This window comes from Bartonella sp. B10, from assembly GCF_053794435.1.
Genome location: NZ_CP200030.1, coordinates 441,622 through 455,736, shown reverse-complemented (window position 1 = coordinate 455,736; position 14,115 = coordinate 441,622). Strand labels below are relative to the sequence as shown.

Genomic DNA, 14,115 nt, shown 5'->3' with positions numbered 1-14,115 from the left:
TGGCATAATTCATCGCCAATTCGTAATTTATAAAAACCGCAGTTGTATTTGAGAACGCCTAGCGGTGTTTTAGTGTTAAAGGAATTTGGCTATGGCAAAAATTGTTGAAACAAGTACGGGTGCGCTAGCACTGACTTTTGATGATGTGCTTTTGCAGCCTGGTCATTCTCTTGTTATGCCTAGCCAAGTAGATCTCAGGACACGTATTGCAGCCGATATTGAGCTAAATTTGCCGCTACTTTCTGCTGCCATGGATACTGTGACAGAGTCACGTTTAGCAATTGCTATGGCTCAAGCTGGTGGTCTTGGGGTTATTCATCGTAATATGTCTCCTGTAGAACAGGCTGAAGAAGTACGTCAAGTAAAAAAATTTGAATCTGGTATGGTTGTTAATCCAGTAACGATTGGGCCGGATGCTACACTTGAAGAGGCAAAATCCTTGATGCGTTCTCATGGTATTTCAGGTATTCCAGTTGTTGAAAATGGTACTGAAGGTGAGATTGCTGGGCGGCTTGTTGGTATCTTGACGAATAGGGATGTGCGTTTTGCATCAAATCCAAAACAAAAAATTTATGAATTAATGACGCATGAAAATTTAATCACAGTGCGTGAAAATGTTCAACTAGATGAGGCAAAATACCTTTTGCATCATCACCGTATTGAAAAATTGTTGGTTGTGGATCAGCAAAATCGCTGTGTTGGCTTGGTGACGGTCAAAGATATTGAAAAGGCACAATTAAATCCAAATGCTACTAAAGATTCTCAGGGGCGGTTGCGTGTTGCAGCAGCAAGTAGTGTCGGGAATGACGGGATTGAGCGTGCAGAACGATTGATTGAGGCAGGCGTTGATGTGTTGGTTATTGATACGGCTCATGGGCATTCTCAGCGTGTGTTAGAAGCAGTTGAGTGTATTAAAAAGATGGCGCCTTCTACAGCTGTTGTTGCTGGTAATGTAGCAACTTCTCAAGCAACGCAGGCTTTGATTGATAGTGGTGCGGATGCAGTAAAAGTTGGTATTGGTCCTGGCTCTATTTGTACAACGCGAATTGTTGCAGGTGTTGGTGTACCTCAGCTTGCTGCCATTATGAGTGCTGCAGAAGTTGCTGATGTAGCAGGAATTCCTGTGATTGCTGATGGTGGCATAAAAGCTTCAGGTGATTTTGCTAAAGCTTTAGCAGGTGGAGCTTGTGCTGCTATGATTGGTTCTCTTTTAGCTGGTACAGAGGAGAGTCCTGGTGAAGTTTACCTGTATAAAGGGCGATCTTTTAAAGCATATCGTGGCATGGGATCAGTTGGTGCGATGGCAAGAGGGTCTGCGGATCGTTATTTTCAAGATGAAGTTCGTGATATGCTTAAATTGGTTCCTGAAGGTGTTGAAGGTCAGGTTGCTTATAAGGGGCCGATAGCATCGGTTTTGCATCAGCTTGCTGGTGGATTACGTGCTTCGATGGGTTATGTTGGAGCAAAGGATCTAACGGAATTCCGTGAAAAAGCAACGTTTGTTCGTATTACTAATGCTGGGCTTCACGAAAGCCATACTCACGATGTAGCTATTACACGAGAAAGTCCAAACTATCGTGGTCCTGTTTGATATGAAAAACTGTAAAAGTTTATAACTTCTTCAAACAAAGTACAAAAACTAAAAAAATGTATTAAAATTATCATTTTTTTCTTTTTATAATTTATTTGTAATTGTTTAAAAATGAAAAAGGAAAGAATTGGAAATTGATGTTCCAATTCCTTCTGTAAATTGTTAGAAATTCAATAAGATTAACTTTTTACAGTCTTTCGCCCTGTTTTTGACGCACGTTGGCGAGTGTTAGTCGGATCACCTTGGACGGATTTCTTTCCATTGTGTGAGGGTATTGTATTATAGCGGTTTTTAGATGAAATTGTTTTTTCATTATTGTAAGTGTTCATTGTTTTCTCCTTTTAAATAATCTGGCATAGGTAGCCAGTGCGGTAAAAACGGTTATGACAAACAGGAGTTCCAAGAATTTTCTAAAAAGTTACTTTATGTTTTCTTTGTAACGAGATCAATTTGTGTAGCCATTGATTAACGTGTTTTTCTGTATTTTAAGGGAGGCAGTATTTTTATAATCTGAGATATTCGATGTTGAATGCCATCCTATGAGTCCATTGAATGGCTATTGTATGTGGTGGTTATGGGATTTTATGGATTAATCACTATGGTAGAGATATTTTGAGGATAGTATCTGGCCTTGTAATACAAAATAAAACCCTATGCGCTGTAGAATGGTAGAAAGTAGTAATTATAAGATGAAGAGATTGAACAGTGCAAAAAAGCATGGTCAGGATTATTTAGAATTTTTAAAAATTCGATGGGAGAAATAAATGCGATTGGGTGGTCGTTTGCAGGCTGCAATAGATATTTTAAAAGAGATAGAAATTCGGCATCGTCCTGCAGGTGAAGCTTTGAAAGATTGGGGTATTTCTCATCGCTTTGCTGGTGCAGGTGATCGCTCGGCAATTGGTACAATAGTTTATGACGTCTTAAGACGACGTCATTCTTTACAATGGCGTATGGATAGTGATGATATTCAGGACGTTGTTTTCGGTGCTTTATTAGATACTGGAGAGATGACGCTTGAACAAGTTGATGGCGCATTAGAAGGGGATAGATTTTTACCACAATTATTAGGAGTTAAGCAGCGTCAATCATGGCAAAAACGACAATTAGTTGATGCTCCAGACTATATTCGTGGTGATATTCCTCAATGGTGTCAAGCTTATCTGCGTCCTGTATTTTCTGATAATTGGGTAATTGAAGCTGCTGCATTAGCAACACGTCCTTCTTTAGATTTGCGTGTGAATAATTTAAAGGCAACGCCAGAGAAGGTGCTTAGGAAACTAGCAAAAATTAAAATTCAATCTTTTCCATGGTTTCGGAAAGCTTTAAGAATTGCACCAATTGAAGGGTTGTGTCGTCATCCTAATGTTCAGGTTGAGTCTGCTTTTCAAAAGGGACATTTTGAAATACAGGATTTGGGATCTCAGATTGTTGCTCACCTTGTAGAAGCAAAAGCAAGTATGCAGGTGTTAGATTATTGCGCTGGAGCTGGTGGAAAAACATTAGCGTTAGCCGCTGATATGAATAATCGAGGACAAATTTATGCTTACGATTTAGACAAAGTTCGCTTGGCTCCTATTTTTGATCGCCTTCGACGAGCTGGTGTTCGTAATGTACAGATACGTGGGCATATAGAAGAATTAAAATCTTTAATAGGTCAGATGGATGTCGTTTTGTTGGATGCTCCATGTAGTGGTACGGGAATATGGCGTCGTCGTCCAGATGCAAAGTGGCGTTTGACACCGGAACAGGTAAAGCGGCGTCAAACAGAGCAGAGTGCTATTTTGAATTCAGTATTGGATTACTTGAAACCGAATGGGCGTTTAGTTTATGTTACATGTTCTCTTTTTATTAATGAGAATGAAGAGCAAATTTCTCAATTTCTTCAAAAATATTCCAATTTTTATCCAATAAATATGCGAGAACTTTGGAAAAAACATTTTAGTTCTTCGACTGTACACCCCATATTTTCAAATTATGGACTTACTTTATCACCGGCAGCAACAAAAACAGATGGATTTTTTTTGTCTATTTTGCAACAAAAGCATTAATTTTTATTTTTATTGCGCATGTTATAAAAATAATATTTTTTTCATGCTAAGTGGCTTGTGAAAAGAGAAAGATTGAATAATAAATCTCATTTATTAATTTTTAGCAATTACTGATTGGTTTTCTATGAGCGTATCACATTTAGACACTGTTCTTATTATTGATTTTGGTTCGCAAGTAACACAATTAATCGCGCGGCGGGTGCGAGCAATGGGTATTTATTCTGAAATTATTCCGTTTCAATTTGCTTCAGAATGTATTAAACGAATGAAGCCTAAAGCTGTTATTTTATCTGGTAGTCCTCATTCAACTCTTGATGATGAATCTCCGCGTGTTCCGATGGAAATTTTTGAGGCTGGTATTCCAATTCTTGGAATTTGTTATGGTGAACAAGTTATGTGTGTTCAACTTGGAGGAACAGTTGAGGCTGGTCATGAACGTGAGTTTGGTCGTTCTGTTCTAGAAGTGAAGGAGGATAGTGCACTTTTTCGTGGAGTTTGGGAAAAAGGATCTTGTTATCAAGTATGGATGAGTCATGGTGATCGTGTAACATCTTTGCCAAAAGGTTTTCACGTTATCGGAACATCAAATGGTGCTCCTTATGCTGCTATTGCTGATGAAAAGCGCCATTTTTATGCAGTGCAGTTTCATCCTGAAGTTGTACATACACCAGATGGTACAAAGTTATTACAAAATTTTGTTCAGAAAATTGCTGGACTTAAAAGTAATTGGTCAATGGCTGCTTATCGTGATAAAGCTATTGATGATATACGGAAAAAAGTTGGAAAAAATCGTGTTATCTGCGGTCTTTCAGGTGGTATCGATTCATCGGTTGTTGCTGTTCTCCTTCATGAAGCAATAGGAAATCAGCTAACATGCATTTTGGTAGATCATGGGTTGATGCGCAAAAATGAAGCTGAGGAAGTTATTACATTATTCCGAGATCATTATAATATAGAACTTATTCATGTTAATGCTGCCAATATATTTATTGATGCTTTAGCAGGTGAAACAGATCCAGAAAAAAAACGTAAAACGATAGGTCGTCTTTTTATTGAAGTTTTTGAAGAAGAAACTAAAAAGATGGGGGGTGTAGAATTTTTAGCACAGGGGACTCTTTATCCAGATGTGATTGAGAGTGTGTCGGTTATTGGTGAGTCGGTAACTATCAAAAGCCATCATAATGTGGGAGGGTTACCAGAACGAATGAATATGAAACTTGTAGAGCCACTGCGTGAGTTGTTTAAAGATGAAGTTCGTTCTTTAGGAAGAGAGTTAGGATTACCTGAGCAGTTTATCAAACGTCATCCTTTTCCAGGCCCAGGTCTTGCAATTCGATGTCCGGGCGCGGTTACACGTGAAAAATTAGAAATTTTGCGTGAAGCTGATGCTATTTATCTTGATGAAATCCGTAAAGCGAATCTTTATGATGAAATTTGGCAAGCTTTTGTTGTCTTGCTTCCTGTTCAGACTGTTGGTGTTATGGGAGATGGACGCACCTATGAGTTTGTGTGTGCGCTTCGCGCTGTAACATCTGTAGATGGCATGACCGCCGATTTTTATCCGTATAATATGGAATTTTTAGGAAAGACAGCAGCACGTATTATTAATGAAGTTAGAGGGATTAATCGCGTTGTGTATGATATAACTTCAAAGCCTCCTGGGACTATTGAGTGGGAATAATTCTATGTCAAAAATTAGAGAGTGTTATACAGTTTAGAGTTAATTTTTGAGGAAATCATTAAATGGATGGAATTTTTTAAAAAATTGTTGTTATCTGTTACAATTTTTAAGGGCCATTATTTAATCGTATCTTGGCTAATACCATTTATAATTTAAGAGTATAAAGTTTTACATGTCTAAGCAAAAAATTGTTGCCCATCGTGGTGGGGCTAGTCTTTATCCTGAAAATACACTTTCTGCATTTCGTCATGCAATTGCATTAGGGGTTGATGAGATTGAATGTGACGTTCATCTTCTTAAAAGCGGTGAAGTAGTTGTCTTTCATGATTTTTATATGGAACAATTGGTTGGAAAAAAGGGATACATTCATGATATTGATAACACAACATGTAAACAACTTTGTGTAAAAGGGAGTGCGGAGGCTCCACCTTTATTAGAAGAGGTACTTAATTTATTGGAACCAACCAATGTTGCACTGCATCTTGAAATAAAAACATGTGGTGAAGTTGAGCGTGAATATATTTTATCTCAAAAAGCACTTGCGTTAGTAAAAAGTCGGAATTTAGAAAAACGGGTTTCTGCAATCAGTTTTGATCCCAATAGTCTCCGTCCCTTCATTGAAGCAGGAATACCATCTGGTCCATGTATTGACAGCTTTGAAGATAATATATGTCGCCATTTTTCTGAATGGAGGAGCTTAGGATATTCTGATCTAAGCTTAAATGGATCTGCTGTTTCACAGGATTTTATTGAACGTGCACTTGATTCTGGATTTACTGTGGGTGTGTGGACAATAAACGGAATATCTCGATTATCACATTGGCTTAATACACAAGTACATTATATTACAACAGATCAGCCGGATCTTGCCTTACAATTAAGATCACAGAAGTAACAGTATCTTTCTGCACACTTACATGGTAGTACGTCTATATTTAAATATAAATTATAATTTTTTTCTGAATCGTACATCTTTGATATTGAAGCACTTCGCTTGTCTCAAATAATTTCATTTTAAATTAGAAAAAATGTTTTGAGATAGATCAATAAAGGAGAAGGGGATTGAGAATGTTATTTTCATAAACAGCTTAAATTTTAGAGTAATATCAAATACTAAAATTAGTAAATATGAAAGTTGTGCCAGTTTGTAGGGAGATTATACTCTTTTACAAAATTAAAAAATTGGTAAAAAGCTCATTGGTCAAATAAGTTGATTGAATCCAAGCTTTTACGGTAGTGCTATGTTCTTTTTCCTGTTTTTTTATTAAAAGTATGAAAGCTCTTATCAGCAACAGTAAAGCTTAATTTTTGTCCACAGCCATCTGTAAGGCGCTCTCTGATTTCAATAGTAAGGATGGTATCATTCCAACGTGTTAAGACATGACATCTTTTTCCAACAGGCTCTATAAGTTCAACTTGTGTATGAAAAACATGCCCTTTGTCTGGATGTTCACCTAAAAGGATTTCTTCTGGTCTAAACGCTAAAATATCAGTATCTTTATTATAAGGAAATGAATTACCCAAAGATTGTTCTAGAATTTGACGATCAATAAAATTCATCTGAGGAGAACCAATAAATTCAGCTACAAAGATTGTTGCTGGATTATCATAAATTTCCATAGGAGTTCCTATTTGTTCTATCTGTCCTTTATTCATGACAATTATTCTGTCAGCCAGCGTCATTGCTTCTAATTGATCATGGGTGACATAGAGACTAGTCGTTCCTAAAGAACGCTGTAGTGTTTTAATCTCAATACACATTTGCGCTCGCAATTTTGCATCAAGATTTGAAAGTGGTTCATCAAAGAGAAAGACGCGTGGTTGGCGCACAATAGCGCGACCCATTGCAACACGCTGTCTTTGACCTCCTGATAATTGCCGTGGTTTACGGTCTAGAAATGGTTCTATTTGTAAAAGTTTTGCGGCATGTGTTACTCTTTTCTTAATTTCCTCTTTTGGAGTTTTTCGGTTTTTTAAGCCATATTCTAAATTTCCACGAACCGTCATATGTGGGTAGAGTGCATAATTTTGGAAAACCATAGCAATATCACGGTCAGCCGGTTCACGATCATTAATGCGTTCATTATCAATATAAAGATCACCTGAGGTAACTTGTTCAAGTCCGGCAATGATGCGCAATATAGTTGATTTTCCACATCCTGATGGACCAACAAGTACAATAAGCTCACGATCAGCTATAGTTAAATTTAAATCATCAAAGATCAAAACATCGTTTTCATATTGCTTTTTTATATTTGATAATTGAATTATGGCCACAATCATTTCTCCGTTTCGATGAGGCCTTTAATAAAAAGCCGCTGCATAAAGATGACTATTAAAACAGGGGGTATCATGGCAACGATTGATATTGCCATTAGAATGTTCCACTGAGGATCATGCTGAAGTGATTCAACGATAAGCTGTTTTAAAATAACAAGAATAGTTTGATGATTTTGATCTGTTGTAACAATAAGAGGCCAGAGATATTGTATCCATCCATAAATGAACATGATAATAAATAAAGCGGCAATATTACTTTTGCTGAGAGGTAGAAGGATATCCTTAAAAAATTTAAAAGGTCCTGCTCCATCAACACGTGCAGCTTCTAAGAGTTCATCTGGAACAGTTAGAAAAAATTGACGAAACAAAAATGTAGCAGTTGCTGAAGCTATAAGTGGAATAATCATTCCACTATAGGTATTTATCATGCCTAATTTAGCTACTACAGCATATGTGGGAATAATTCTGACTTCTACAGGAAGCATCAATGTAACAAAAATAAGGGCAAAAGCGGTTTTTCGGAAAGGAAAGCGCATATAGACAATTGCATAAGCAGAGAAGAGTGAAATAATAATTTTTCCAATACTAATACCAAATGCCATAATAAATGAGTTTACTAAAAGTGGTCCCAATCGTGGAAGACCAAGTTGCACAAGCTTATCACTAAAGATTATTGTATAGTTTTCGATGGCATATTTCCCTGGTAGGAGAGGGAGTGTTGCTGCATTAAATGAAGCTGAACTATGTGTTGAAGCAATAACAGCAACATAAACTGGAAAACATATAGTGATAATACCGACAATTAGGATGAAATGGGTCATAAATTTCAAAATCGGTCGATTTTCCACCATGATTTTTCTCCTAATATTGTACGCGACGTTCAATCCAGCGAAATTGGATAAATGTTAAGACAATAACAATCAGCATTAATATTGTTGATTGCGCTGCTGACATACCCATTATTTGATTTTTAAAGCCATCGTCATAAATTTTATATACAAGTGTATTTGTCGCACGCGCTGGTCCGCCAGCAGTTATGTTGTCAATAATACCAAATGTATCAAACATAACGTAATGAATGTTAGTAATAAGAAGAAAAAAGGTTGTTGGTGAAATTTGCGGGAAGATCACAGTCCAAAACCGTTTAAAAGGACTAGCACCATCTATTGCTGCTGCCTCTATTTGAGAGCGTGGAATAGACTGAAGACCCGCGAGAAAAAAAAGAAAATTGTAAGAGATTTGCTGCCAGCTAGCGGCAATTACAATAAGAATCATTGCTTGAGTGCCACTAATACGATGATTCCAAACAACCCCTATTTTTTCAAGGAGAAAAGGAAAAATTCCAATAGCAGGATGAAAAATAAATAACCACAGAATACCTGATAGTACGGGAGCAACAGCATAAGGCCAGAGCAAAAGCATTGTATAAAACTTTTGTGTACGAATGACACGATCAACAGAGACAGCTAAAAGAAGTGATATTGTCATCGCAACGACGGTAACGGAGACGGAAAATATTGCGGTTGTAAGTAACGATTTTATATAAACAGAATCAGAAAACACGGCTACATAATTTTCAAATCCGATAAATGTTGTTGTAAAACCAAAGGGATCTTCGCGCTCAAAAGACAATTTTATTGTTTGGATAGCAGGCAACAGAAAAAATAGAAAAGTGACTGCAAGCTGAGGAAAAAGTAGCCAATAAGGAAGCAGGCTATTTTTAAAATATGCATATTTTTCTTGCATTTTTATGATTCTTTAATAAAAAATATCGGGAAAGAAACGGGAGAAAAATTGAAAAAAATCAATTTTTAGGTTAAGTTTTCTAATTTTAAATAGAAATCATGGAAGTTTAATTATTCACTTTTTCAAATTCACGGAGAAGTTTATTACCACGTTGGACTGTTTCATCCAATCCATTTGATGGCGTCTTTGAGCCACTGAGAACAGCCTCAAATTCTTGATCGAGAAGAGAACGAATTTGTGGTAAATTACCGAACCTTATTCCTTTTGAGTTAATTGTCGGAAGATTGAGATCAATTTGTTTGATAGCTATATCTGCACCTGGATTTTTATCATAGAAATGTTGTTCTTTACTCAGTTTATAAGCGGATTTTGTAATTGGCAGATAGCCTGTTTTTTGATGCCACTTTGCTTGGTTATCTGCTTCCGAAAGAAATTTTAGGAAAGCTGCTGCACCTGCGTATTCTTTAGGAGTATGACCTCTTAATGCCCAAATAGAAGCTCCTCCTATAATTGAATTTTGAGGCGCTCCTTCTATATCACTATAGTAGGGCAACATACCAAATCCAACATCAAATTTAGCTTCAGAGACGATTCCAGTTAGGGATCCTGAAGATTGCATAAAAATTGCACAATTTTGTGCCATAAACATTGGCGTTGCGTCTAATGCTCCAGAAGGTCCGCCATAGCGGAAAATACCTTGGTCAGACCATTTTTTTAGATCAGTCCACATACGCACTTGTAAAGGTCCATTAAATGTAAGTTCGGAATCAAGACCAACAAAGCCATTTTCTTTTGTTCCAAATGGAATATTGTGTAGCGCTGAAAAATTTTCTATGCCAATCCATTGTGACGCATAAGCCATTGTGAAACCGCAATTTGCTGCTTTAGACGATAGAATTTTTTTTGAAAAATCTTCAATATCTTGCCATGTTTTAGGTGGTTGTTCTGGATCAAGTCCTGCTTTTCTAAAGATATCTTTGTTATAATAAAGGATTGGTGTTGAAGCATTAAATGGCATAGACAACATACGTCCATGAATATCTGAATAATAACCACTAATAGCAGGCAAGTAATCTTCAGTATCAAATTCTTGCTTTGTATCAGCCATAAGTTGATAAATCGGATATACTGCACTTTTAGCAGCCATCATAGTTCCTGTACCAATTTCATAGATTTGGACAAGAACCGGATGTTGATTGCCACGAAATGCTGCAATAAGCGAAATCATACCTTCTTCATATTCACCACGAAACGAAGGAACAATTTTGTATTCAGATTGGCTTGCATTAAAGTCACTAATAAGACTTACGGTTTGTTTTCCTAATTCTCCGCTCATAGAATGCCAAAAGCTGATCTCTGTCTGCGCCAAACTTGGCGTTGTCATGATAACAGCGACTATAGACATCGCTATAAAAAGGTAAAGACGATTCATGGTTCACCCTTTCTGAAGTTATGGAACGCAGAGTTCTTCCTTATAGTATTACACATAAATATACCATGACAGTTTTATTTCAGAAGTATGCTGATCCATTTAAACATGATGTACAAAAAGGTCAAACAAATTTGTTTAAATTTAGTTAGTTTCCTTTGTGATAGCTATCATATTTTAGTAAATTTGTAACAAATCTTTGATAAAAGAATTAAGATTTTTCAAATAGTAAGAATAAAAATTAATCTAAAAAACACAAAAAGCAGATATATTCAGTCGCAAAAATTATAATGTTCTAATTTATGGTTTTCCTTAAAGAAATGTTCAGTTTTTTGTTGATTTATTTTGTGATCTTAAACGATAATCTTAAAGAAAATTATTTTTATTCCACCTAAATGACTTAATAGACTATAGCGTTTTTTATTGTATCGACGATGGTGTTAACATTGTGTTCCATCATATCTAGGTAAGTTGCTGCGGGTCCAGTTTCGTCTGATAATGAATCAGAATACAAGGTTCCACCAATTTTTAAACCTGTTTCTTTTGAAATTTGTTCTATAAGGCGGGGATTAGAGATACTTTCAATGAAAAGTGCGGCTGCTTTCTTAGTTTTAATTTGTTTGATAAGTTTGGCAATATCGGCTGCTGTTGCTTCAGATTCTGTTGAAGTGCTTTGAGGTGCAAGTATAGTAAATCCATATTCTTGAGCAAAGTAGCCAAAAGAATCATGAGATGTGATAATCGTACGCTTATCTTGAGGAATAGTAGCAATCTGTTTGGTAATAATTGTTTGCATTTTATCGAGTTTTTGGATGTAAATGTCAGCATTTTTACTATAATTTATACATGACTGTTGATCAATTTCACATAAAGCAGTAGCGATGTTTTTGACATAAATTTTGATATTAGGGATGGTTAGCCAAGCATGTGGATCAATATTGCTGTGGTGGTGATAATGTTGGACATCACTTCCATGATTTTTAATTTTAAGGGGGAAATGTTTCTACTTACTTCAACAAGAAGCGCTTTTGTATCACTTGCTGTTATGAGTCTATTAATGAATCCTTCTAAATGAAGTCCGTTAATAAAAATAATGTGAGCATTTTTAAGATCTTTAACATCACGTGGAGTAGGCTCATAAGTATGAGTGTTAGCATTAGAATCTACAAGAGTGGTTAAAGAAATGTGCTCTCCTCCTACATTTTTTATTAAATCTGCAAGGATAGAAAAGCTTGCGATAACTTTAAGCTTATCATGTGCATTATGCGCGGAAGTATAAAATGGCAGTAATAAAAAAGCTCCTAGAAAAACAAATTTTTGAACTAATTTAAGCATATTATTTCCTCAAAATAGAGAGATGAGTGTAAAGAAGATGTGGAAACCATGTTACAATGAGTCCGCGTGGACTTATGATACAGGAAATAAGGTAAATAAGTCCTGCGACAATAACAATAGAAGGACCAGAGGGAAGTGATAAATGAAAAGAAAGAAGTAAGCCACATATGTTAGAAATGATTCCAAAGAAGATGGATAGTATGCAAATAGGACCCAAGCGTGAAAGCCAAAAACGAGCTGTAATGGCTGGAATCATCATAATGCCGACAGAAAGTAATGTTCCTAACGATTGAAAACCGCCGACTAGGTTTAATACTACAAGACTAAGCAATGATATATGAATATATTTGCTTAATGGAGAGAGTGATTTAAAAAATAAAGGATCAAAGCTTTCTACTACAAGAGCACGCCAAAAAATACATAAACTGCTTAATGTGATGACCATTATAATTGTTATTAAATAAAGAGCTCCTGTATCAATAGCTAGTACTGAACCAAATAAAAAATGAAGCATATCAATAGCTGAATGTTTAAGCGAAACAATAGTTACACCTATTGCAAGTGCAATAAGGTAGAATACGGTCATTGATGCATCTTCTTTTTGGATACTATTTCGTGAAATCGCGGCAGTTGCTATCACAACGATGATGCCAGCTAAGATACCACCAAGCGTCATAAATATGAGAGAAAAACCGTAAAAAAGGAAAGCAACTGCAACGCCGGGAAGAATAGCGTGGGATATAGCATCTCCCGTTAGACTCATTCCGCGTAGCATCAAAAATACCCCGATGGGACAGGCGCTAATTGACAGAAAAAATGAGCCTATGAGAGCATTTTGCATAAAATGAAAATCGACAAAGGGTGCAAAGAAAAATGCGTACACGTATTACGATCCAATATAGCTAGAATCACAGACAGAAAAATATTTGTTTGGAGAATTGACAGGAAAAGAGTCGTATGCAAAAGATGACATAATGTGACGAGCACTTTTATCAAAAAAACACGTTGTTTTTTCATAAAAGGCGTTTTGTTTGTTAATTTGGATCATTTGGGGAAAATGTTCTCGTACAATAAAAGAATCATGTAATGATGTCAAAATTGTTTTTCCTTGCTGTTGCCAGTGAGTGATCAACGCAAGAAGATCTTTTTGGGTATTATAATCCAAACCATTAAAAGGTTCATCAAGTAAAATAATATCAGCATCTTGTACAATAATCCGTGCGAAGAGGGCACGTTGCAATTGCCCGCTTGATAACATACCAAGTGATTGGGTAGCAAGTGTTGTAAGCCCAACCATTTCGAGTGCGTTTTGAATTTTGTATTCATAAGGACGCCTATTTTTCCATAATCCACAAAAAGACCACAATCCTGTCTTGATGAGTGTTTGCACATCAATAGGAAATGTGCGGTCTATCTCACATTGCTGAGCAAGATAGGCAATACGGTTCCTCTTTGGTTTTATAATTTTACCACTAATGGGTTTTATTAAGCCAGCAATGGCTTTCAGAAGCGTAGATTTTCCAGAGCCATTATCACCTGTTACTGCGACTAACGAGCCAGTTGTTAATTTTGCCGAAAAGCTCTTTATTACTACTTTACTCATGTAGCCTAGTATTGCTTTATCAAAATGAAGACTCATGTAACTTATATTACCTCCTACGTTCCATTCTGAATAGTTATGTTATATAATTACGTATGTCAATAAAATGTTATACAGTTACATATATTTGTGGGTGTTTTCGGGATAAAAAACTTAATAAGAAGACCGTGGAAAATTCAAAATAGTAATTGAATTTTTCTTGACGAGATAGTGTGTGTATATACTATAATCCAACATCTGCCAACTGCTATAGTACTACATGTAGTACTATAGCAGTTGGCAGATGTTGGAACGGTATCAGGGGAGGTTATTGGTGATTCTAGATTAAGCACAGGTTTAGGGTACAGTGTGTTTCGCTTGATGTTTAGATTTTTTTCATTATGTAAGTAGAAAAAATAATTG

The 14,115-nt window shown here is 36.2% G+C and carries 11 protein-coding genes and 1 pseudogene; 4 read left to right on the top strand and 8 right to left on the bottom strand.

Going from position 1 to position 14,115, the window contains the following annotated elements; translation table 11 throughout:
• Nucleotides 1-91 precede the first annotated feature (91 nt).
• Nucleotides 92-1,591, top strand: coding sequence for an IMP dehydrogenase (gene guaB / locus V3565_RS01955; RefSeq protein ID WP_455478652.1), 1,500 nt, complete (start codon nucleotides 92-94; stop codon nucleotides 1,589-1,591).
• 179 nt (nucleotides 1,592-1,770) lie between these two features.
• Here guaB and V3565_RS01950 read toward each other — a convergent pair whose 3' ends face one another.
• Nucleotides 1,771-1,920 (bottom strand): hypothetical protein, encoded by a 150-nt coding sequence (locus V3565_RS01950; RefSeq protein ID WP_455478651.1) that lies wholly within the window; start codon nucleotides 1,918-1,920, stop codon nucleotides 1,771-1,773.
• Nucleotides 1,921-2,355: 435 nt separating this feature from the next.
• Here V3565_RS01950 and V3565_RS01945 point away from each other — a divergent pair, with 435 nt between their 5' ends.
• The 3 genes from V3565_RS01945 to V3565_RS01935 all read left to right on the top strand — a co-directional run bounded on the left by V3565_RS01945 (nucleotide 2,356) and on the right by V3565_RS01935 (nucleotide 6,218).
• Nucleotides 2,356-3,642, top strand: coding sequence for an RsmB/NOP family class I SAM-dependent RNA methyltransferase (locus V3565_RS01945; RefSeq protein ID WP_455478650.1), 1,287 nt, complete (start codon nucleotides 2,356-2,358; stop codon nucleotides 3,640-3,642).
• A gap of 124 nt (nucleotides 3,643-3,766) precedes the next feature.
• Entirely contained in the window at nucleotides 3,767-5,323 is a 1,557-nt protein-coding gene (guaA, locus tag V3565_RS01940; RefSeq protein ID WP_455478649.1) for a glutamine-hydrolyzing GMP synthase, read from the top strand.
• A gap of 172 nt (nucleotides 5,324-5,495) precedes the next feature.
• Nucleotides 5,496-6,218 (top strand): glycerophosphodiester phosphodiesterase, encoded by a 723-nt coding sequence (locus V3565_RS01935; protein WP_455478648.1) that lies wholly within the window; start codon nucleotides 5,496-5,498, stop codon nucleotides 6,216-6,218.
• A 344-nt stretch (nucleotides 6,219-6,562) separates the two neighbouring features.
• Here the strand turns inward: V3565_RS01935 and V3565_RS01930 are convergent, their stop codons facing one another.
• From V3565_RS01930 to V3565_RS01900, 7 genes and pseudogenes are all read right to left on the bottom strand, one after another.
• Nucleotides 6,563-7,600, bottom strand: coding sequence for a sn-glycerol-3-phosphate import ATP-binding protein UgpC (locus V3565_RS01930; RefSeq protein WP_455478901.1), 1,038 nt, complete (start codon nucleotides 7,598-7,600; stop codon nucleotides 6,563-6,565).
• 2 nt (nucleotides 7,601-7,602) lie between these two features.
• The gene (gene ugpE / locus V3565_RS01925; RefSeq protein ID WP_455478647.1) at nucleotides 7,603-8,454 is read right to left on the bottom strand and encodes a sn-glycerol-3-phosphate ABC transporter permease UgpE; all 852 of its coding nucleotides are present in this window, start codon (nucleotides 8,452-8,454) and stop codon (nucleotides 7,603-7,605) included.
• 10 nt (nucleotides 8,455-8,464) lie between these two features.
• Nucleotides 8,465-9,349 (bottom strand): sn-glycerol-3-phosphate ABC transporter permease UgpA, encoded by an 885-nt coding sequence (ugpA, locus tag V3565_RS01920; protein ID WP_455478646.1) that lies wholly within the window; start codon nucleotides 9,347-9,349, stop codon nucleotides 8,465-8,467.
• A 106-nt stretch (nucleotides 9,350-9,455) separates the two neighbouring features.
• Nucleotides 9,456-10,781 carry a sn-glycerol-3-phosphate ABC transporter substrate-binding protein UgpB gene (ugpB, locus tag V3565_RS01915; protein WP_455478645.1) on the bottom strand — a complete coding sequence of 442 codons (1,326 nt, stop codon included), beginning with the start codon at nucleotides 10,779-10,781 and terminating at the stop codon, nucleotides 9,456-9,458.
• A gap of 397 nt (nucleotides 10,782-11,178) precedes the next feature.
• Nucleotides 11,179-12,113, bottom strand: a pseudogene (locus tag V3565_RS01910) (metal ABC transporter solute-binding protein, Zn/Mn family).
• 1 nt (nucleotide 12,114) lies between these two features.
• Nucleotides 12,115-12,996, bottom strand: coding sequence for a metal ABC transporter permease (locus V3565_RS01905; protein WP_455478644.1), 882 nt, complete (start codon nucleotides 12,994-12,996; stop codon nucleotides 12,115-12,117).
• 3 nt (nucleotides 12,997-12,999) lie between these two features.
• A complete protein-coding gene (locus V3565_RS01900; RefSeq protein ID WP_455478643.1) occupies nucleotides 13,000-13,752 on the bottom strand; it encodes an ABC transporter ATP-binding protein in 753 nt (250 codons plus the stop codon).
• Between the last annotated feature and the right edge of the window lie 363 nt (nucleotides 13,753-14,115).

Bases quoted from the DNA above. Each gene is read 5' to 3' on its own strand.
- guaB (WP_455478652.1), top strand. From the start codon at position 92: ATGGCAAAAATTGTTGAAACAAGTACGGGTGCGCTAGCACTGACTTTT.
- V3565_RS01950 (WP_455478651.1), bottom strand. From the start codon at position 1,920: ATGAACACTTACAATAATGAAAAAACAATTTCATCTAAAAACCGCTAT.
- V3565_RS01945 (WP_455478650.1), top strand. From the start codon at position 2,356: ATGCGATTGGGTGGTCGTTTGCAGGCTGCAATAGATATTTTAAAAGAG.
- guaA (WP_455478649.1), top strand. From the start codon at position 3,767: ATGAGCGTATCACATTTAGACACTGTTCTTATTATTGATTTTGGTTCG.
- V3565_RS01935 (WP_455478648.1), top strand. From the start codon at position 5,496: ATGTCTAAGCAAAAAATTGTTGCCCATCGTGGTGGGGCTAGTCTTTAT.
- ugpE (WP_455478647.1), bottom strand. From the start codon at position 8,454: ATGGTGGAAAATCGACCGATTTTGAAATTTATGACCCATTTCATCCTA.
- ugpA (WP_455478646.1), bottom strand. From the start codon at position 9,349: ATGCAAGAAAAATATGCATATTTTAAAAATAGCCTGCTTCCTTATTGG.
- ugpB (WP_455478645.1), bottom strand. From the start codon at position 10,781: ATGAATCGTCTTTACCTTTTTATAGCGATGTCTATAGTCGCTGTTATC.
- V3565_RS01900 (WP_455478643.1), bottom strand. From the start codon at position 13,752: ATGAGTCTTCATTTTGATAAAGCAATACTAGGCTACATGAGTAAAGTA.